Source organism: Caballeronia sp. ATUFL_F2_KS9A, from assembly GCF_023630765.1.
Lineage (GTDB): Bacteria > Pseudomonadota > Gammaproteobacteria > Burkholderiales > Burkholderiaceae > Caballeronia > Caballeronia zhejiangensis.
Genome location: NZ_JALQEK010000007.1, coordinates 1 through 21,051, shown reverse-complemented (window position 1 = coordinate 21,051; position 21,051 = coordinate 1). Strand labels below are relative to the sequence as shown.

The 21,051-nt window shown below is 64.0% G+C and carries 16 protein-coding genes; 14 read left to right on the top strand and 2 right to left on the bottom strand.

Annotated features, from left to right (window positions below; genetic code table 11):
* Positions 1-43: 43 nt before the first annotated feature.
* The 8 genes from hflX to NCS67_RS07045 all read left to right on the top strand — a co-directional run bounded on the left by hflX (position 44) and on the right by NCS67_RS07045 (position 9,496).
* The gene (hflX, locus tag NCS67_RS07080; protein ID WP_008349385.1) at positions 44-1,312 is read left to right on the top strand and encodes a GTPase HflX; all 1,269 of its coding nucleotides are present in this window, start codon (positions 44-46) and stop codon (positions 1,310-1,312) included.
* A gap of 60 nt (positions 1,313-1,372) precedes the next feature.
* Complete coding sequence (gene hflK / locus NCS67_RS07075) at positions 1,373-2,749, top strand: FtsH protease activity modulator HflK (protein WP_008349387.1); 1,377 nt, start codon at positions 1,373-1,375, stop codon at positions 2,747-2,749.
* A gap of 10 nt (positions 2,750-2,759) precedes the next feature.
* Positions 2,760-3,662: a protease modulator HflC gene (gene hflC, locus NCS67_RS07070; protein ID WP_008349390.1), complete on the top strand. Its 903-nt coding sequence runs from the start codon at positions 2,760-2,762 to the stop codon at positions 3,660-3,662.
* A 57-nt stretch (positions 3,663-3,719) separates the two neighbouring features.
* On the top strand, positions 3,720-3,911 hold the full coding sequence (locus tag NCS67_RS07065) for a DUF2065 domain-containing protein (protein ID WP_033536382.1): 192 nt from the start codon (positions 3,720-3,722) through the stop codon (positions 3,909-3,911).
* A gap of 114 nt (positions 3,912-4,025) precedes the next feature.
* A complete protein-coding gene (locus NCS67_RS07060; RefSeq protein ID WP_008349394.1) occupies positions 4,026-5,177 on the top strand; it encodes an ATP phosphoribosyltransferase regulatory subunit in 1,152 nt (383 codons plus the stop codon).
* Between the two features lie 155 nt (positions 5,178-5,332).
* On the top strand, positions 5,333-6,679 hold the full coding sequence (locus tag NCS67_RS07055) for an adenylosuccinate synthase (protein ID WP_250434820.1): 1,347 nt from the start codon (positions 5,333-5,335) through the stop codon (positions 6,677-6,679).
* 100 nt (positions 6,680-6,779) lie between these two features.
* A complete protein-coding gene (locus NCS67_RS07050) occupies positions 6,780-7,340 on the top strand; it encodes a phosphoribosyltransferase (RefSeq protein WP_008349397.1) in 561 nt (186 codons plus the stop codon).
* A gap of 263 nt (positions 7,341-7,603) precedes the next feature.
* Positions 7,604-9,496, top strand: a complete 1,893-nt coding sequence (locus tag NCS67_RS07045; RefSeq protein ID WP_250434818.1) for a potassium transporter Kup — start codon at positions 7,604-7,606, stop codon at positions 9,494-9,496.
* A gap of 76 nt (positions 9,497-9,572) precedes the next feature.
* On the opposite strand, the gene NCS67_RS07040 is transcribed toward NCS67_RS07045, so the two are convergent.
* Positions 9,573-11,909, bottom strand: a complete 2,337-nt coding sequence (locus NCS67_RS07040; RefSeq protein ID WP_008349400.1) for a Tex family protein — start codon at positions 11,907-11,909, stop codon at positions 9,573-9,575.
* Positions 11,910-12,122: 213 nt separating this feature from the next.
* Between NCS67_RS07040 and NCS67_RS07035 the strand changes: the two genes are divergently transcribed.
* The 3 genes from NCS67_RS07035 (at position 12,123) to yoaA (ending at position 15,558) form a co-directional block, all read left to right on the top strand.
* On the top strand, positions 12,123-12,959 hold the full coding sequence (locus NCS67_RS07035; RefSeq protein ID WP_250434812.1) for a flotillin family protein: 837 nt from the start codon (positions 12,123-12,125) through the stop codon (positions 12,957-12,959).
* Positions 12,960-13,060: 101 nt separating this feature from the next.
* The gene (locus NCS67_RS07030) at positions 13,061-13,246 is read left to right on the top strand and encodes a DUF465 domain-containing protein (protein ID WP_008349403.1); all 186 of its coding nucleotides are present in this window, start codon (positions 13,061-13,063) and stop codon (positions 13,244-13,246) included.
* Between the two features lie 83 nt (positions 13,247-13,329).
* Complete coding sequence (yoaA, locus tag NCS67_RS07025; RefSeq protein ID WP_250434810.1) at positions 13,330-15,558, top strand: DNA repair helicase YoaA; 2,229 nt, start codon at positions 13,330-13,332, stop codon at positions 15,556-15,558.
* Positions 15,559-15,635: 77 nt separating this feature from the next.
* On the opposite strand, the gene NCS67_RS07020 is transcribed toward yoaA, so the two are convergent.
* Complete coding sequence (locus NCS67_RS07020; protein WP_008349407.1) at positions 15,636-16,469, bottom strand: outer membrane protein assembly factor BamD; 834 nt, start codon at positions 16,467-16,469, stop codon at positions 15,636-15,638.
* 97 nt (positions 16,470-16,566) lie between these two features.
* On the opposite strand from NCS67_RS07020, the gene NCS67_RS07015 reads away from it, so the two are divergent.
* The 3 genes from NCS67_RS07015 to phaC all read left to right on the top strand — a co-directional run bounded on the left by NCS67_RS07015 (position 16,567) and on the right by phaC (position 20,899).
* Positions 16,567-17,730, top strand: a complete 1,164-nt coding sequence (locus NCS67_RS07015; protein ID WP_081851903.1) for an RluA family pseudouridine synthase — start codon at positions 16,567-16,569, stop codon at positions 17,728-17,730.
* Entirely contained in the window at positions 17,727-18,563 is an 837-nt protein-coding gene (pgeF, locus tag NCS67_RS07010) for a peptidoglycan editing factor PgeF (RefSeq protein WP_250434808.1), read from the top strand. The genes NCS67_RS07015 and pgeF overlap by 4 nt, the downstream gene beginning before the upstream one ends.
* A 320-nt stretch (positions 18,564-18,883) precedes the next feature.
* A complete protein-coding gene (phaC, locus tag NCS67_RS07005) occupies positions 18,884-20,899 on the top strand; it encodes a class I poly(R)-hydroxyalkanoic acid synthase (RefSeq protein WP_250434806.1) in 2,016 nt (671 codons plus the stop codon).
* Positions 20,900-21,051: the final 152 nt, after the last annotated feature.

The window sequence follows — 21,051 nt, the reverse complement described above, 5'->3', positions numbered from 1 at the left end:
TTAAGCAACTCGCCGGTCGCTTCAAATACTTAAACATATTAATTTGATTAACGCAGCGCTCGTCGGCATCGACTTCGGCAAGATCGATTTCGAAGCCAGTCTCGAAGAACTCAGTCTGCTCGCACAAAGTGCGGGCGCCCATCCCGCCGTCACGCTCACCGGCCGCCGTCAGAGTCCCGATGCCAAGATGTTCATCGGCAGCGGCAAGGTCGAGGAACTGCGTCTGCAGTGCGAAGCGAACGACGTCGAGCTCGTCATCTTCAATCACGCGCTCGCGCCCGCGCAGCAGCGCAATCTCGAAGTCGCGCTGAATCGCCGCGTGGTCGATCGCACGAGCCTCATTCTCGATATCTTCGCGCAGCGCGCCCGCAGTCACGAAGGCAAGCTGCAGGTCGAACTCGCGCAACTGCAATATCTGTCGACGCGCCTCATTCGCGCGTGGACTCACCTCGAACGGCAGAAGGGCGGTATCGGCCTGCGCGGTCCGGGTGAAACGCAGCTCGAAACCGACCGGCGTCTGATCGGCGAGCGCATCAAGGCGCTCAAGTCGCGTCTCGAGAAACTGCGCCGCCAGCACGGCACGCAGCGACGTCAGCGCGCGCGCAATCGCACGATGTCCGTGTCGCTCGTCGGCTATACGAACGCGGGCAAGTCCACCTTGTTCAACGCGCTCACGAAAGCGCAGGCGTACGCGGCGGACCAGCTCTTCGCCACCCTCGATACGACTTCGCGCCGCGTGTTCCTCGGCGAGGAAGCGGGCCATGTCGTCGTGTCGGATACCGTCGGGTTCATCCGCGAATTGCCGCACCAACTGGTCGCCGCATTCCGCGCCACGCTCGAAGAAACCATTCATGCGGACGTGCTGCTGCACGTCGTCGATGCATCGAGCGCGGTGCGCCTCGATCAGATCGATCAGGTGAACGAGGTGTTGCGCGGCATCGGCGCGGACAACATTCGACAGATTCTCGTCTTCAACAAGATCGATGCGGTGCCCGAGCTCGCGGCCCGTGGCGAAGCGGTTGAAAGGGACGAGTATGGTAATATTTCGCGCGTTTTCTTGAGCGCACGCACGGGTCAGGGGCTCGATGCGCTGCGCGCTGCCATCGCCGAAATAGCCACGGCGGAATCCGAAGAAACCGATGCGGGCCTACCCAGCGTGCTCGCCGAATTTCCGGGGCCGCACGAGGCGTCCGAAGCAACGCAATCCACGCAGTCCGGGTCAAACGCCATACACGACACGAACGCGCAGCCGGATGACCATCGGCCGGCCGTCGAGCGTGACAATCAAAAGGTTCCCGAGCACGGACACTGAGTGCCTTCGGAATTGCATCGACCCGGCGTCGACCCCGGCTGTCTAATGGTGAATCACCGAGTGAACGACTACAAAGAGCGGACTAACCGGCAAGCTGAGCCTGCCGTCTTTTCGATCAACGATCCGCGCTGGGGGCGGGGCGACGGCAATGGCGTGAAGAACGACTCGAAGCGTCCGCAGGACGGCAAGCGTCCGAACGGCAAGGACGAAGGTCCGCCCGATCTCGACGAGATGTGGCGCGAATTCAACCGCCGCATCGCGGGCGTGTTCGGCCGGAAGCCCGGCAACGGCGCGCCGCGCGAGAATGGCCGCGGCACGAAGATCGGGCTCGGCATCGTTATCGGCGTGCTTATCGCCATCTATCTCGGCAGCGGTGTGTTCGTCGTGCAGGACGGCCATGTCGGCGTCGTCTCCCAGTTCGGACAATATCGTCAGACGGTCGCGCAAGGCATCCACTGGCGTCTGCCGTATCCGTTCCAGTCGAGCGAAATCGTCGATACGTCGCAGATCCGCTCCGTCGAAGTCGGGCGCGGCACCGCGCTCTCCCAAGGCAACGTGCGCGACGCGTCGCTGCTGACGAACGACGCGGATATCGTCGACGTGCGCTTCGCCGTTCAATACCAGATCAAGTCGCCCACCGATTTCCTGTTCCGCAGCATCAACGCCGACGACAGCGTCACGCAAGCGGCGCAGTCGGCGATCCGCGAGATCGCCGGCAGTCTTTCGACGGACGACATGCTCTACAAGGATCGCGAAGCCCTCCGCGCGCGCCTCATCGAAACGATCCAGCGCTCGCTCGATACCTATCGCACCGGTCTGCAAGTGACGGGCGTCGCCGTGCAAAGCGTGCAGGTGCCGCAACAGGTGCAGTCGGCGTTCGAGGAAGCGGCGCGCGTGCGTCAGGACAACGAGCGCGCCCGCGATACGGCGCAAGCCTACGCGGATCAATTGTTGCCGCGCGCGAAGGCCGATGCCGCCAAGCTGATCGACGAGGCGAGGGCGTACAGCAATCGCGAAGTCACGCAGGCGCAGGGCGACGCGGAGCGCTTCAAAGAGGTGTACGCGGAATATTCGAAGGCGCCCGCGGTCATTCGTCAACGCATGTACCTGGACACGATGCAGCAGATCTACTCGCGCACGACGAAGGTGTTCGTCGATAGCAAGGCCGGCAATAACGTGGTGTATCTGCCGCTCGACAAGCTCGTCGAAGCCAATCGACAGCAAGTGAAGGAATCGGCGGATGCCGCCAGCGGCGCGGTGGCGTCGGGCGCGTCCGAAGCGCCTCAGGCGCGCGCGCAGGGCGCGGCGAGCGCATCGGCGCCGGCCGCGGTTGCGCCGGCCAGCGCGGCCAGCGGCGCGAGCGCCAATGCCGGCGGCGATCCGCTGCGTTCGCGCGATGCGTTCCGCTCCCGCAGTCGTCAAGACGACCTGCAATAAGGAGCGCGACATGAATCGAATTTTTGCGCTCATCGTCGCTGTCGTGATCGTGCTGTTCATCGGATCGTCGATGATCTTCACCGTCGACGAACGGCATGCCGCCGTCGTCGCCGCGCATGGCGAAGGCAATCCGCGTCTCGAAGGCCCGGGGCTGCATTTCAAGCTGCCGCCGCCGTTCCAGACGCTCACGCTCATCGACACGCGTACGCTCACCATCGACGAATCCGGCGCCGATCGTTTCTCGACATCGGACAAGAACGAAGTGCTGGTGAACACGGTGATCAAGTATCGCGTCGCCGATCCCTTGAAGCTCTTCGAAAGCAACGAGAAGAACACGCAGACGGCCGAGGAACGCATCACCGCGCTCACGCGCACCGCGCTCGCGAGCGGCTTCGCGAAGCGCTCGCTGACGGACGCGCTCGGCAATCAGCAGGCCATCGAAACCGACGCGCAAAAGAGCGTGGAAGGCGCGGCCGCGGCATTCGGCGTGCAAATGGTCGATTTGCAGATGACGCGCATCGACTTCCCGCCGGCCGTAGCCGATGCGGTCTACAAGCGCATGATCGCGGCGCGCCAGCAGGCGGCGGCGAACGAGCGCGCGAAGGGCACGGCGGAGGCGGACAAGATCAAGGCCGACGCCGAGCGCACGCAGCAGGCGATTCTCGCCGACGCGTACAGCCAGGCGCAGTCGATCAAGGGCGAAGGAGACAGCAAGGCGGCGGCCATAGCGGCCGATGCGTACGGACGCGATCCGCAGTTCTACCAGTTCTATCAGAGCCTCGAAGCGTATAAGAAGACGTTCAAGCCGGGCGACGTCATCGTCGTCGATCCGAGCAGCGATTTCTTCCGCTTCATGAAGAGCCCGACCGGCGGCGCGGCTGACACGCCGGCTCCGGCCACGGTGAAGCGCTGATCCCGTGCGCGCGCCGCGCGGCCAGCCTGTGCTGGCTGCGTGGCCTATAAAAATCCCTTGGACATGGCCGAGACGTTACTGCTCGCTCTTGCGTTGATGCTGATCATCGAAGGTATGTTTCCCTTCGTTTTTCCGACCGCGTGGCGCGACACTTTTCGCCGCATCGCGGAGCGGCCGACGCACCACATCCGCATCGGCGGGCTGGTCGCCATGGTGCTCGGCCTGATACTGCTCCTGATCGCGACGTGAGCCGCGCCCGGCAGCATCGCACCGTTTCGCCTATCTTGTTTCTATCTTTTCGTCCCTGACCGACGAGCGCCACGCACGAAGCGTCGAGCCTCGCGTCCCGTAGGAATCGCATCGATGTCCACCTGGTTACTTCCCGAGAATATCGCCGACGTTCTGCCGTCGGAAGCCCGCAAGATCGAAGAGTTGCGCCGCCGTCTGCTCGACCGTTTCCGGTCCTACGGCTACGAACTCGTCATGCCGCCGATGCTCGAGTATCTCGAATCGCTGCTGACGAGCGGCGGAAGCGACCTGAATCTGCGCACCTTCAAGCTCGTCGATCAGCTGTCCGGGCGCACGCTCGGCCTGCGCGCGGACATCACGCCGCAGGTGTCGCGCATCGACGCGCATCTGCTGAATCGTCAGGGCGTGACGCGTCTGTGCTACGCGGGCGTCGTGCTGCATACGCGTCCGCGCGGGCTGCACGCCACGCGCGAGCAGATTCAGATCGGCGCGGAAATCTACGGGCACGCGGGACTGGAAGCGGATCTCGAGATCCAGCAATTGATGCTCGACTCGCTGCATCTCGCAGGTCTGACGAAAGTGCGTCTCGATCTGTGTCACGCGGGTGTGCTTGCCGCGTTGCTGGAACTCGAGCCGGCCGCGGCGTCGCTCGGCGAGGCGCTCTACGACGCGCTCGCGAGCAAGGACGTGCCGCGCCTCCACGAACTGACCGCGCATCTCGGACAGGTACCGCGCGAGGCGCTGCGCGCGCTGCCGTCGCTGTACGGCGATGCGTCGGTGCTGCAGATCGCGCGTGGCCGTCTGCCGAATCTGCCGGTGATCGCGCGCGCGCTCGACGATCTCGCGTTTCTCGCGGGGCAAGTCGAAGGCGCGGAACTGATGATCGATCTCGCGGACTTGCGCGGCTATGCGTATCACAGCGGCGTGATGTTCTCGGCTTACGTCGATGGCGTGCCGAACGCGGTCGCGCGCGGCGGCCGGTACGACGACGTCGGTCTGGCCTACGGCCGTGCGCGGCCCGCGACGGGCTTTTCGCTCGATCTGCGCGAAGTGGCGCGCATTTCCCCGGTCGACGCGCGCGGTAGCGCGATCCTCGCACCGTGGAAGCACGACGAGCCGCTGCGCGCGGCGATTCTCGCGCTCCGCGACGCGGGCGAAGTGGTGATCCAGGCGCTGCCCGGCCATGAACACGATCTGGACGAATTCGCGTTCGATCGCGTGCTCGTCGAACGTGACGGCAAGTGGACGGTCGAAACCCGCCCCTGAAGCGGCCAGCGCATACAGTCGCTTGATCGGCAAGGGATTTTGCTTAGCCGATTCCAATCGCGCGAGCGTGACGAAATCGCGAAACGCGTCCCGAAAAACTCGGAACCTTTCGCGAACATAGGTAAAATACGTTTTTAACCAGCTAACGAATCAACATGTCTGCCAGTGCAGTGAATGTGAACCCGGGGCGCAACGTCGTCGTGGTGGGCACCCAGTGGGGTGATGAGGGCAAGGGCAAGATCGTCGACTGGCTGACGGACCACGCCCAAGGCGTCGTGCGCTTCCAGGGCGGTCACAACGCCGGCCATACGCTCATCATCGGCGGCAAGAAGACCATTCTGCGCCTCATTCCGTCGGGCATCATGCGCGCGGGCACGGCCTGTTTCATCGGCAATGGCGTCGTGTTGTCGCCGGAAGCGCTGTTCAAGGAAATCGACGAACTGGAAGCGGCTGGCATCGACGTCCAGAAGCGCCTCTTCATTTCCGAAGCCGCCACGCTCGTTCTGCCGTACCACGTTGCCATCGACCAGGCGCGCGAAGCCAAGCGCGGCGCCGGCAAGATCGGCACGACCGGCCGCGGCATCGGCCCGGCGTACGAAGACAAGGTCGCGCGTCGCGGCTTGCGCGTGCAGGATCTCTTCGACCGTGCGGTGTTCGAGGAACGCCTGCGCGAAGCGCTCGACTTCCACAACTTCGTGCTGACGCAATACCTCGGCGCGAAAGCCGTCGATTTCCAGGAAACGCTCGACACGATGCTCGGCTATGCCGACCGTCTCGCGCCCATGGTCACGGACGTCTCCCGCCGCCTCTACGACGCGAACCACACCGGCAGCAATCTGCTGTTCGAAGGCGCGCAAGGCACGCTGCTCGATATCGACCACGGCACGTATCCGTTCGTCACGTCGAGCAACTGCGTCGCGGGCGCGGCAACGGCCGGCGCGGGCATCGGGCCGCAGCGTCTGAACTACATTCTCGGCATCACGAAGGCGTATTGCACGCGCGTCGGCTCGGGCCCGTTCCCGAGCGAGCTGTACGATGCCGACAATCCGCAACGCCAGGAAAAGGTCGGCCTGGATCTCGCGACCGTCGGCAAGGAATTCGGTTCGGTCACGGGCCGTCCGCGCCGCACCGGCTGGCTCGACGCCGCCGCGCTGCGCCGTGCGATCCAGATCAACGGCGTCTCGGGCTTGTGCATCACGAAGCTCGACGTGCTCGACGGCCTCGATGAAGTCAAGCTCTGCACCGGCTACACGCTCGACGGCAAGCCGGTCGATATCCTGCCGCGCGGCGCATCGGAAGTCGCGCGTTGCGAGCCGGTATACGAAACGTTCGGCGGCTGGAAGGAAAGCACCATCGGCATCACGCAATGGGACGGCCTGCCGGAGAACGCGCGCGCCTATCTCACGCGCGTGCAGGAAGTCGCGGGCGTGCCGATCGACATGGTGTCGACCGGTCCGGACCGTGACGAAACCATCCTGCTCCGTCATCCGTTCAAGGTCTGAGCGCGACAAGCGCCTCGACCGCAACCGGACGCTGTAAAGAATGTGGCCGCTTCTGCGGCCACATTTCGTATATAACCTAAGCATTTGAAAGAGCCTCACCATGATCGCGATGACGGACCCGCGCAACGACGACAAGAACCTCTGGGTCGGCTGGGATGAATACCACCGGCTGATCGAACTGCTCGCACTGAAGGTGCACGAGTCGGGCTGGAAGTTCGACAAGATCCTATGCCTCGCGCGCGGCGGCCTGCGCGTGGGCGACCAGCTCTCGCGCATCTACGACCTGCCGCTCGCCATTCTCGCAACGAGCTCGTACCGCGAGGCGGCGGGCACGGAGCAGGGCGATCTCGACATCGCGCAATACATCACGATGACGCGCGGCGATCTGTCCGGCAACGTGCTGCTCGTCGACGATCTGGTCGATTCGGGCGTCACGCTCGCACGCGTGCAGGAGCATCTGAAGGAACGTTATCCGGCGATCACGGCCGTGCGCTCCGCGGTGCTCTGGTACAAGGCATGCTCCAAGGTCAAGCCCGACTATCACGTTCAGCATCTTGAAACGAATCCGTGGATTCATCAGCCGTTCGAGGAGTGGGACACGGTCCGTCCGCACAACCTCGGCGCATGGATCAAGCGCGGCACGCAAAACGGCCGCGGCTGAGCGCCACGGCCTGACCGTTCGCGCCGATAACGCCGTTCGCCTGGCACCAAGCCGGGCGCAACGGCGTTTTTCATTGGCTGCAGCGAACAGCGAAGCGCGAAGGATTGTGTCCGACGCGCTTGCCGACGCGTGCGAGGCGCGATGCTACACTCTCAATCGCGTCTCTCGTGGCGCTGCAGCAACACGAGAGACGGCATCTTGGCGTGCGACGTTAGATAGAATGGCGTTCGTTTCTTTCCGCTCTGGACGGATATCTCGCTTTTATGACTAACACGACTCACGCGCACGAGCATAAACAACCATTGCCCTCGCTTGCGCTCGCGGCCATCGGCGTCGTTTTCGGCGACATCGGCACGAGTCCTCTCTACTCATTGAAGGAAGCCTTTAGCCCGTCGCACGGCATCGGCCTGTCCGAGGCGTCGATTCTCGGCGTCATCTCATTGCTCTTCTGGGCGATCGTCATGGTCGTCGCCGTCAAGTACGTGCTCTTCGTCATGCGCGCCGACAACAACGGCGAAGGCGGCGTGTTCGCAATGACGACGCTCGCGCTGCGCAGCGTGAAAGAGGCCGGCAAGGTCTCCGGCGTGCTCATGATGCTCGGCATCTTCGGCGCATGCATGTTCTATGGCGATGCGGTCATCACGCCCGCGATGTCGGTGCTCTCGGCAGTCGAAGGTCTGGAGATCGCGGCGCCCAAGCTCACGCCCTACGTGCTGCCGATCACGATCGTCATCCTGATCCTGCTCTTCTGGATTCAGCGCCACGGCACGGCGGTGGTCGGCAAGCTCTTCGGCCCGATCATGGTCGTGTGGTTCGCGACGCTCGCTGTGCTCGGCGCCGCGCATATCGTGATCGAGCCGCGCATCATCGTCGCGCTCAATCCGTACTACGCGATTTCCTTCATGGCGCAGCACGTATTGCAGGCGTATATCGTGCTCGGGTCGGTCGTGCTGGTCCTGACCGGCGCGGAAGCGCTGTACGCGGACATGGGTCACTTCGGCGTGAAGCCGATCCGTTACGGCTGGTATGGCTTCGTGATGCCGTCGCTGCTGCTGAACTATTTCGGCCAGGGCGCGTTGCTGATGCACGATCCGAAGGCAATAGAGAATCCGTTCTTCCTGCTCGCGCCCGACTGGGCTTTGCTGCCGCTCGTGATCCTGTCGACGGTCGCGACGGTGATCGCATCGCAGGCGGTCATTTCCGGCGCGTATTCGCTGACGAGCCAGGCGATCCAGCTCGGCTACGTGCCGCGCATGAAGATCCTGCATACCTCGGAGCTCGCGATCGGCCAGATCTACATTCCGCTCGTCAACTGGATGCTGCTTTTCATCATCCTGTGCATCGTCATCGGCTTCAAAAGCTCGGAGAATCTTGCCGCCGCGTACGGTCTGGCCGTCACCGCGACGATGTTGACGACCACGATCCTCGTGTCGGTCGTGATGGTGAATCTGTGGGGCTGGAACCGCTGGCTTGTCGGCGGGATGATCACCGTGTTCCTGATGATCGACATCGGCTTTTTCGGCGCGAGCCTGCTGAAAGTCGAGCAGGGCGGCTGGCTGCCGCTGTGCATCGGCGGGGCGCTCTTCTTCCTGCTGATGACCTGGTACAAGGGCCGCATGATCGTAAAGGACCGCACGGCCGCGGACGGCATTCCACTGATGCCGTTTCTGCAGGGCCTGCTCGCGCATCCGCCGCATCGCGTGTCGGGCACGGCGATCTATCTCACCGGCAGCGATTCGCTCGTGCCCGTGAGCCTGCTGCACAATCTCAAGCACAACAAGGTGCTGCACGAGCGCACCATTTTCATGAACTTCACGACGCGTGACATTCCTTATGTCGACGACGCGCATCGTCTCGAAGTGAAGGACATCGGCGGCGGGCTGTTCCTCGTGAAGGCGGCGTACGGTTTCAACGAGACGCCGGACGTGAAGGCCGTGCTCGAACAGATCACGCGCACCCACGCAATGACCTTCGAGCTGATGGACACGTCGTTCTTCATGGCGCGCGAGACAGTCGTGCCGACGGAACTGCCGGGCATGTCGGTGTGGCGCGAGCGCGTGTTCGCGTGGATGCATCAGAACGCGGCGAAGCCCACCGATTTCTTTAGCATTCCCGCAAATCGCGTGGTGGAGCTGGGCACGAAGATCGAAATCTGACGCTGCATCGTTGCGAAGCGCAAAAAGAAAACCCCACGTCGCAAGACGTGGGGTTTTTTGCTGACGCCGTGAGGCTTTATCGTTTCAGTTTTGCGAACGCCGCTGCCATCGCGCCGGCCGGTTCCGGCTCGCGACGCTGTTGCGGACGCTGACCCGACCGACGATCCTGACCGCCGCCGCGCTGCGAACCCGCGCCGCCGCCCGCGCCCGATGAAGCCGGAGCGAAGTCGTCGTCCAGACGCATGGTGAGGGCGATGCGCTGGCGCTTCACGTCTACCTCCAGCACTTTCACCTTCACGACCTGACCGGCCTTCACGACTTCGTGCGGATCCTTGATGAACTTCGTCGACATCGCCGAGACGTGCACGAGGCCGTCCTGATGCACGCCGATATCCACGAACGCGCCGAACGCCGCCACGTTCGTCACTACGCCTTCGAGGATCATGCCCGGCACGAGATCCGAAATCTTCTCGATGCCTTCCTTGAACGTCGCCGTCTTGAACTCGGGGCGCGGATCGCGGCCCGGCTTTTCAAGCTCGGCGAGAATGTCGCGCACGGTCGGCAGGCCGAAACGATCGTCGACGAATTCGGTCGGCGAGAGACCGGTCAACGCTTCGCGCTTGCCGAGCACATCGCCGATATGCTTCTTGATCTTCGCGAGAATGCGCTCGACGACGGGATACGCTTCCGGGTGCACCGACGAGCGATCGAGCGGATTCTCGCCGTTGTTGATGCGCAGAAAACCGGCTGCCTGCTCGAAGGTCTTGTCGCCCAAACGCGGCACCTTCTTCAGATGCTCGCGCGACGGGAACGGCCCGTTGGCATCGCGAAAATCGACGATATTGCGCGCGAGCGTCGCGTTCAGTCCCGACACGCGCGCGAGCAGCGCGACGGAGGCCGTGTTCGCATCGACGCCGACCGCGTTCACGCAATCCTCGACGACAGCATCGAGCGAACGCGCGAGTTCGCGCTGATTCACGTCGTGCTGATACTGGCCGACGCCGATCGCCTTGGGTTCGATCTTGACGAGCTCCGCGAGCGGATCCTGCAGACGCCGCGCGATGGAAACCGCGCCGCGCAACGAGACGTCGAGTTCCGGAAACTCCTTCGCGGCGAGTTCGGACGCCGAATACACCGACGCGCCCGCTTCCGACACGACGATCTTCTGCAGCTTCAGTTCCGGATGCTTCGCGATGAGTTCGCTCGCGAGCTTGTCGGTCTCGCGCGAGGCGGTGCCGTTACCGATCGAGATGAGTTCCGCTTGCGTGGCTTGCGCGATGCGCGCGAGCTTCGCGAGGGAGCCGTCCCAGTCGCGGCGCGGCTCGTGCGGATAGATCGTGTCGGTCGCGAGCAGCTTGCCGGTGCGATCGACGACCGCCACCTTCACGCCCGTACGCAGGCCCGGATCGAGGCCGATCACGGCCTTCGGACCCGCGGGCGCGGCGAGCAGCAAGTCCTTCAGGTTGCGCGCGAACACGCGAATGGCTTCGTGCTCGGCTTCTTCGCGCAATTGCGTGAGCAGTTCGGTTTCGATATGCGGCTGAACCTTCACGCGCCAGCACCAGCGGCAGACGTCGGCGAGCCATTTGTCGGCGGCGCGTGAGCGGTTCACGATGCCGAAGTGGCCCGCGATCATCGCTTCGCACGGATGCGGAATCTGCGCGTCGAGTTCTTCGCCCAAGCCCAGCTTGACGCTCAGCACGCCTGCGTTGCGGCCACGGAACAGCGCGAGCGCGCGGTGCGACGGCACAGTGCGGATCGTTTCGCTGTAGTCGTAGTAGTCGCGGAATTTTTCGCCTTCCTCGCCTTCCTTGCCGTCCACCACCTTCGACATGACGAGTCCCTGATTGAACAGATGCTCGCGCAGCTTGCCGAGGATCTCGGCGGTTTCGCCGAACTGCTCGGAGAGGATGTCGCGCGCGCCGTCGAGCGCGGCTTTGGTATCGGCGACGCCTTTTTCCGCATCGACGAATTTCGCGGCTTCCGTTTGAGGATCGAGCGTGGGATCGGCGAGGAGCGCCTGCGCGAGCGGCTCGAGACCGGCTTCGCGGGCGATTTGCGCGCGCGTGCGCCGCTTGGGCTTGTACGGCAGATAGAGGTCTTCCAGCACCTGCTTGCTGTCGGCGCTTTCGATGGCGCCGCGCAGTTCGTCGGTGAGCTTGCCTTGCTCGTCGATGCTTTGCAGGATCGCCGCGCGGCGATCTTCGAGTTCGCGCAAGTAGAGCAGGCGCTCTTCGAGCGTGCGCAGTTGCGTGTCGTCGAGATTGCCGGTGACTTCCTTGCGATACCGGGCGATGAACGGGACAGTCGAGCCTTCGTCGAGAAGCTGCACGGCGGCGGCGACCTGGCGCGGCTGCACGGTGAGTTCGGTGGCAATGCGCTGTACGATCTTGAGTGCTACGGTTTCCGTCATGATTCTGCGCTGTCTGCGGCTCGCCGGCGAGATCCGCGCCGTGTGCGCGGCTTCGCGAAAGCGAGGCGCCGCGGGCGGGTGACGCTGTGACGAGCCAGGTTCGGACCGGGTTGCTGAAGCGGGGGATTTTGCCATAAATGGCGAAGCGCTCCGGCGTGCGGTGATAGAATTTGGGCATCGCACGAGCCGTTTTGCGCCTGATTCTTTATCACGTTGCCGTCCATCCATTTGCCCAACTTTCGCCTTCCAAACGTGCCGGTTGCCGCGGCGGTTTTGCTGCTTTGCGCAGCGGGCGCATTCGCGCCGCAGCGCGCGCTCGCTCAAGCCGCCAAGCCCGTCGATCCGGACACGTCCGTGAGTGCTCGTGCCCCGGATGCAGCGGCTCAGCCAAGCGCCGATGATTCCCTCCAAGCCGATTTCGCCCAGCGCCAGAAGGTGCTCGACCGGCGCACCGAGGAAAACAACTACCGCTACGGCGTGAAAGAGCACGACTGCTATAGCAAGTTCTTCGTGAATCATTGTCTGGACAACGCGCGCAACGAGATGCGCGAGACGCGCCAGCAAATCCGCCAGGAACAGCTCGCGCTCGACGACCAGCAGCGCGCCGAGCGGGCGAAGCAACGCGATCAGCAGAAGGCGATCAAGCGGGCGCAATACGAGGCCGAAGCGCCGCAGCGCGCGGCGAACGAGAAAGCGAGCCAGCAGGCCTACGAGGACAGGCAACGTCAGAACGCGCTGGCCGCCGCCCAGCGCGAAGCCGAAGCGCCGCAACGCGCGGCCAACCAGGCGGCGTACGACCGCAAGCAGGCGGACTACCAGAAGCAACTCGACGAAGCGCGCGCGCGCGGCGTGCAGGACGCGCAGGACCGCGAGCAAAAGGCGCAGCGCTACGAGCAGAAGCAGCAGGAAGCCGCGCAGCATCGCGCGGAAGTCGAAGCGCGTCAGAAAGAAGCCGCGAGAAAAGCGCAGGAAAAGGCGCAGCAGCAAGAGCAGCAGCGCCAGGAGCAATTGAAACTGCAGCAGCAGCAACAACAGCAGCAAGGTAAATAGGGCAGTCGGGCTCGTCGAACGGGCCCGCGCCAAGTGGATGAAAGGAGGCGAGCATGCAGCAGCGCTTTAGTGAATCCCCGCGCGCACCCCGACAACCCGCCATGGATGCCGCCCTGCTGCGCGATCGCATCGCGCAGTTGCAGGACGAGCATCACAGTCTGGACACGCTGATCGACAAGATGTCCGGCATCGATGACCTCGAGCTGAGGCGCCTGAAAAAGCGCAAGCTCAAGGTGAAAGACACCATACTCCTGCTGCAATTGCAGCTTGACTCGGACGCGCACTGAACGCCGCGTGCCCGCCGCGAGCGCGTGCTGCGACGGCGCCTCGCGTGCGCGGCCGCGCCGAAACCCGCAGGATTTAGCACGCCTTGAACTCACCCGCACAACCCAGTGATGACGCGAACGCGCCGCTCGCGCTGACCGATAAACGCGGCGTCGAGCTGGACGCCATCTTTTCCGCGCAAGGTCTGCTCGCACGCGCGATCGACGGTTATCGGCCGCGTGCATCGCAGATCGAAATGGCGCGTTCCGTCGCCGCCGCGATGGAAGCGTCCGGCCGCGCAATGCCCGAGCCCGCGATGTTCGAGGCGCAGCGCCGCCCCGCGCGCAAGCTCGGCCCGTCCGACAAACCCTATGCGCCCGACGAGCAGCCGGCCGATGACATCGGCATCGCGACGGCGAAGGCGGCTATCGACGGCGGCGAGAACACGCTCATCGTCGAGGCGGGCACGGGCACCGGCAAGACCTACGCGTATCTCGTGCCGGCGATGCTGTGGGGCGGCAAGGTCATCGTGTCGACGGGCACGAAGCATCTGCAGGATCAGCTTTTTCAGCGCGACATTCCGACCGTGCGCGACGCGCTCGCCGTTCCGGTTTCGGTCGCGATGCTCAAAGGCCGCGCCAACTATCTGTGTCACTACTATCTGGAGCGCACTGCGGACAACGGCCGTCTGCCGACGCGCCAGGACACGTCGCATCTGCAGGAGATCGTCCGTTTCGCGAAGATCACGCGCACCGGCGACAAGGCCGAACTCGCGAGCGTGCCGGAGAATTCGCCCGTCTGGCCGATGGTCACGTCCACGCGCGACAACTGTCTCGGCCAGGAATGCCCGCACTACAAGGAATGCTTCGTGATGCAGGCGCGCAAGGAGGCGCAGCAGGCGGACATCGTCGTGGTGAATCACCATCTGTTCTTCGCCGATGTGATGCTGCGCGACACCGGCATGGCCGAGCTTCTGCCGACGGCGAACACGATCATCTTCGACGAAGCGCATCAGTTGCCCGAAACCGCGACACTCTTCTTCGGCGAGACGCTTTCGACGACGCAACTGCTCGAACTCGCCCGCGATACCGTCGCCGAAGGTCTGTCGCACGCGCGTGACGCCGCCGACTGGACCAAGCTCGGCGCGGCGCTGGAGCGCGCCGCGCGCGACGTGCGGCTCGCGTTCAAGGAAGATTCGGTGCGTCTGTCGCTCGGCCAGTTGCCGGACGACCATCCGATCTTCGAGGCGCTCGACACGCTCGAGACGCATCTTTCGGCGCTTGCCGCGGCGCTGTCCTCGCATGCGGAACGTGCCGAATCGTTGCAGGCGCTGGTGCGCCGCGCGCGCGAGTTGCAGGATCTGCTCGCGGGCTGGACGACGCCGCCGACATCGCTCGAACGCGCCGTCGTCGGGGATGAGGATGTCGCGAAAGAGGCCGCGAAGGAAGAGCCGAACGAAATGGTGCGCTGGATCGAGGTGTTTTCGCACACGGTGCAGTTGCACGAAACGCCGCTTTCGGTCGCGCCGATCTTCGCGAAGCAGCGCGCAGGCGTGCCGCGCGCGTGGATTTTCACGTCCGCGACGCTCTCGGTGCGCGGCGACTTCACGCATTACGCGGCGCAGATGGGCCTCAACGCGCGCCGTTCGATGACGCTGCCGAGCCCGTTCGATTATCCGTCGCAAGGGCTTTTGTACGTGCCGCGCAATCTGCCGCAGCCGTCGTCGCCGCAATTCACCGATGCCGTCTTCGATGCCGCGCTGCCGGTGATCGAATCGGCGGGCGGCGGCGTGTTCGTGCTGTGCACGACGCTGCGCGCCGTCGACCGCATCGCCAACCGCATGCGCGATGTGATCGAGCGGCGCGGCTGGGACAATCCGCTGCTCGTGCAGGGCGATGCGAGCCGCACCGAACTGCTCGACCGTTTCCGCGCCTATGGCAACGCGATTCTGGTGGGCAGCCAGAGCTTCTGGGAAGGCGTCGATGTGCGCGGCGATGCGTTGTCGCTCGTCGTCATCGACAAGCTGCCGTTCGCGCCGCCCGACGATCCGGTGCTGGCCGCGCGCCTCGACGCGCTGACGAAGAAAGGTTTGAGCCCGTTCGCCGTGCATCAGTTGCCGCAGGCGGTCATCACGCTCAAGCAGGGCGCGGGGCGGCTGATTCGCGCGGAGACGGATCGCGGCGTGCTGATGATCTGTGACACGCGGCTCGTCGACAAGCCTTACGGCCGGCGCATCTGGCAAAGCCTGCCGCCGTTCAAGCGCACGCGCGAGCTGGACGTGGTGCGCGAGTTTTTCAGCGATGCCGCGAAGTGGAAGACGGAACTGGCCGAATAAGCATCGGGTTCGCAATTCTCGTCGACATGAAAAAACGGCCGGTGATCAACCGGCCGTTTCGCTTTTTGCTTTCTGGACTACCAGATCTGATACCAAGGCTTGTCAGCGCCCGCGCGCCGCTTGCCGGTGACATACGGGCTGTCCGGGAACGTCGCTGCGAGCACGCGCTTGGTGTCGTCGGCGAGTTGCGGCTGATCGAGACGCTCGTACGACAGCATCATGATGTGCAGTGCGTCTTCGGTTGCCGGCGCGTTCTTGTACTCGCGAATGGCGAGCTGCGCGCGGTTGATCGCGGCCACATACGCGCCACGGCGATAGTAATAATCGGCGGCGTGCACTTCATGCGATGCCAGCGCGTTCACGATATAGCGCATGCGCTGCGCGGCATCGGGCGCGTACTTGCTTTGCGGATACTTGTCGACGACGACCTTGAACGCGTCGTAGGACTCGCGCAGCGACTTCGGATCGCGCTCGCTCATGTCCTGACCCGAGAAGCGGCCGAAGAGGCCCAAGTCGTCGTTGAAGTGGATCATGCCCTTGAGATAGTACGCATACGCGATCTCGGGATGATCCGGGTGCAGCTTGATGAAACGGTCGATGGCCTGGTCGGCGTTGGCGGTTTCGCCGTCCTTCCAGTTGCAGTACGCGACGTTGATCTGCGCCTGCTGCGCGAAATGGCCGAACGGATCGCGGCCTTCGAGCCCTTCGAAATACTTCGCGCACTTGCCCCAGTCGCTGCCGGATAGCGCGTCCTGGGCCTCCGTATATAATTTGTTGTTATTCCATGTTGCCGTTTCGTCGGTCTTCTCGGGCAGGCCGTGACAGGCCGTGACGATGGCGACGCTCGCGGCCAGCGCCAGATACTTGATCGATTGACGCATCGAGAGATGAATGGTGTTGAAGGCTCGCATCAGTGCTTGCTGTTCCTGGCTGAATCTAGTTGATTCTTCGCTGTTCTAGCTGTTTTTCCGGCGCGGCTGTCCATCCATGCCGCCGAATCTCGTTCAAATGACCCGCTCAAGTACTCGTCGTACCAAAGACCAACTCAAAGATTATAGCCCATGCGCCACCCCCGACGACGCAGCGCAGGCCGATTCGGGCGGCGGCGCGGCTCGCGAAGCGCCGCGCACGGCCCGCGTGCCCGACGAGCTCGCGGGCGACCGGCTCGACAAGGTGCTCGCGAAAATCTTCCCCGAGTTCTCGCGCAGCCGGTTGCAGGGCTGGATCGAGGAAGGGCGCGTGCTGGTCGACGGCGCGGGCGCGAAAGTGCGCCAGCCCGTCCCGCTCGGCGCGACGATCACGCTCGTCCCCGACCTTCTGCCCGAGCAGCTCGCGTTCGCGCCGGAGCCGGTGCCGCTGCATATCGTCTATGAGGACGAGGCGCTCGTCGTCATCAACAAGCCCGCGGGCATGGTCGTGCATCCGGCCGCGGGCAACTGGAGCGGCACGCTGCTCAACGGCCTGCTGCATCGTTACGGCGATGCCGCCGCCGGGCTGCCGCGCGCGGGCATCGTGCATCGGCTGGACAAGGAAACGTCCGGGCTGATGGTCGTCGCGCGCACGCTCGAGGCGCAAACCGACCTCGTGCGGCAGTTGCAGGCGCGCACGGTGAAACGCCGCTACGTCGCGTTCGTGTGGGGCAACATGCCCGACGAAGGCACGATCGACGCGCCCATCGGCCGCGATCCGCGCGAGCGCACGCGCATGGCGGTGGTAAAGACTGCGTCGGGAAAGCCCGCGCGCACGCATTTCCGCACCATCGACCGCACGACGTGGCACGGCCAGCCCGTCAGCGCCATCCATTGCGATCTGGAAACCGGCCGGACGCATCAGATTCGCGTGCATTGCGCGCATATCCAGCATCCGCTGCTGGGCGACCCGGTGTACGGGCACGCGCGCGGCAAGCGGTCGGTCAAGCCGCTGCCCAACGAATTCGCGCGACAGGCGCTGCACGCGTGGCGCCTCGGCTTGATCCATCCCGCGACGGGCAAGGAAGTGCACTGGCGCGCGGACGTTCCCGAAGACATCGCGACGCTCGCCGCGGAGCTCGGCTTCGGACAGGACGAAGAAGTCGAGTTCGATGAGGACGACGATTTCGCCGAAGTCTATGAAATGGGCGAAGGCGAAGAAGGCGACTGGGACGACGAAGATTACGAGGACGACGAAGCATGACGCGCGACGCTGCCGATTTGCCATCGAAAGACTGTCTCTGGCCGCAATGGAGCGTGTCGCCGCGCGTGCGGGCATTCGTCACGACGCGTAATGGCGGCGTGAGCGATGCGCCTTATGGCGGCGGCGAGCCCGGCGCGGGCGGCCTCAATCTCGGTTTTTCCACGGGCGATGCGCCTGACGCGGTGAAGGAAAATCGCCGCCGCGCGCTCGCGTTGACGGGTTCGCGCGAAGCCGCGTGGCTCGAGCAGATCCACGGCACGGAAGTCGTGGAGGCGGGCGCCGTCATCGAGCGCCTCGCGCAGGGCGAGCGCACGCGCGCCGACGCCAGCGTGACGGATCGCGCGGGCGTTGTGTGCGTCGTGATGACGGCCGATTGTCTCCCGGTGCTGTTTTGCGACGACGACGGCCGCGCGGTCGGCGCCGCGCACGCGGGTTGGCGCGGTCTCGCGGGCGGCATCATCGAAAAGACGGGCGAGCGCGTCGCGTCGCTCGCGGGCGTGCCGGCCTCGTCGCTCAACGCGTTTCTCGGGCCGGCCATCGGGCCGCAGGCGTTCGAAGTGGGCGAAGACGTGCTCGACGCCTTCATCGCGGCGTCGCAAGAGGATCGCCGCGACGCGACGAGCGCCGCGTTCCGTCCCGTCGGCGGCGCACCGGCCAAGTATTTCGCCGATATCTACGCGCTCGCGCGTATGCGCCTTGCCGATCTAGGCATCGATGCCGCGCGCGTTCACGGCGGCACGCATTGCACCGTCACGGAAAAAGAGCGCTTTTATTCATATCGACGCGATCGCGTGACGGGCCGCATGGCCGCAATGATCTGGCTCAATGAATGACCATTGTCATTAGTGTTGGAACATACCCAACTATCGTTTCTTGCCTATGACGAAACCCCTTGCGAACGCAACATTTCGCATGGGGGAAAACGATAATTAAAAAAATATCGCACTGCGGCAAAATCGGGACGAAGCATTGACATGCCTGACATCCTAGAGCAAGAATGTTCCTGGAATTCAATCAATCGGGCACGGCGTAGCAAGGCTCAGACTTGCCACGCGCATAAGGCGCACCAACACTTGCGCGCTGGTCGAGGAAAGCCCGGCGATGCCTGCATCAGCAATCCAAGTCTTCCGAGACTCACAGGTCAATAGCGGGTATGGCTTCCAAATCTACTTCCTCATCTTCCCGCTCCCGTACCGCCGACAGCACCTCGGCAGAAGCATCCGCCGAAACGACAGGCGTACAGCAGGCGTTCGATCAATGGCTGAACGCGTGGCGCAGCGTCGCCGATCCCGCGCAGTGGTCGAAATTCACTCAGCAGACGAATGGCGCGAATGATGCGGCCGCGGCGGCGGCATCGCCGTTCGCTGCTTTCAGTGCATTCGCCAACGGATTTCCGAACGGATTTCCGTCGACGGCATTCCCGTCGTTTCCGATGTCCGGCGCCATGCCGCAGATGCCCGATTTCACGAAGATGAACGGCATGGCGGAATTCGCCAAGCTCGCGAGCAGCATGCCGGGCTTCGGCGCGGCGATGCAGGGGTTGCCCACGTTGCCGAAGATTCCGACCGCCGCGATCGCGCCCGAGCGTCTGCACGAGTTGCAGAGTAACTATTCGCGCGATGCCGCCGAGTTGCTCAAGCAGGCGGGCGCGCAGAGCATCGATCCGTCGGCGCTGAAGGATCGTCGCTTCACCGACACCGCATGGCAATCCACGCCGGCATATGCGTTCACCGCCGCGTGGTATCTGCTGAACGCGCGCTATCTGCAGGAACTCGCCGACGCCGTGCAGAGCGATCCGAAGACGCGCGAGCGCATCCGCTTCACGGTGCAGCAGTGGGCGGCCGCGGCCGCGCCGAGCAACTTCCTCGCGCTCAATCCCGACGCGCAGAAGACGCTCATCGAAAGCAAGGGCGAGAGCCTGCGCCAGGGCATGTTGAACCTGCTCGCCGACATGCAGCGCGGCAAGATTTCGCAGTCGGACGAATCGCGCTTTCTCGTCGGCAAGAACATCGCATCGACGGAAGGCTCGGTCGTGTACGAGAACGAACTCGTGCAACTGATCCAGTACAAGCCGCTCGCGCCGAAGGTGTATGCGCGCCCGCTTCTGATCGTGCCGCCTTGCATCAACAAGTTCTACATTCTCGATCTGTCGCCGGAAAGCTCGCTCGTGCGCTATGCGCTCGAAGAAGGGCATCAGGTGTTCATCCTGTCGTGGCGCAACGCGGATCAGTCGATCGCGCACAAGACGTGGGACGACTACGTCGAACAAGGCGTGCTGGAGACGATCGGCGTCGTGCAGGAGATCACGGGCGAAGACAAGATCAACACGCTCGGTTTCTGCATCGGCGGGACGCTTCTCGCGACCGCGCTCGCGGTGGCGGCGGCGCGCGGCGAGGAACCGGCCGCATCGATGACATTGCTCACCTCGATGCTCGACTTCTCGGATACCGGCGTGCTCGACGTGTTCGTCGACGAGGCGCACGTGCAGATGCGCGAGCAGGCGATCGGCGGCAAGAACGGCGCGCCAGCCGGTCTCATGCGCGGCATCGAGTTCGCGAATACGTTCTCGTATCTGCGACCGAACGATCTGGTGTGGAATTACGTCGTCGATAACTATCTCAAGGGCCGCACGCCGCAAGCGTTCGATCTGCTCTTCTGGAACAGCGATTCGACGAACCTGCCCGGCCCGATGTGCGTCTGGTATCTGCGCAACACGTATCTCGAGAACAAGCTGAAGACGCCGAATGCGCTGAAGGTGTGCGGCGAGCCGGTCGACCTGTCGCGTCTCACGGTGCCGACCTTCATCTACGGCTCGCGCGAAGATCACATCGTGCCGTGGAAATCGGCCTATGCGTCCGCGCCGATTCTCTCCGGACCGCAGACCTTCGTGCTCGGCGCGTCGGGGCATATCGCGGGCGTGATCAATCCGCCGTCGAAGAACAAGCGCAGCTTCTGGATGATCGACAGCAACGACGGGCATCTGCCCGAGAACCCCGATGCGTGGTTCGATGCCGCCGCCGAGCATCCCGGAAGCTGGTGGCCGACCTGGTCGAAGTGGCTCGCCGCGAACGCGGGCGAGCAGGTCAAGGCGGGCGCGGCGCAGGGATCGAAGACTTACCCGGTGATCGAGGCCGCACCCGGCCGTTACGTGCTGGAACGCGACTTCTGAGCGGCGCGTGACCGTGCGCGCGAGCGCATGGAACCGTTCGTAGCCGCATTAACATTCGATGCCAAGAGGAAACTGAAATGACTGACGTAGTGATCGTATCGGCCGCGCGTACGGCGGTAGGCAAATTCGGCGGCTCGCTCGCGAAAATCGCG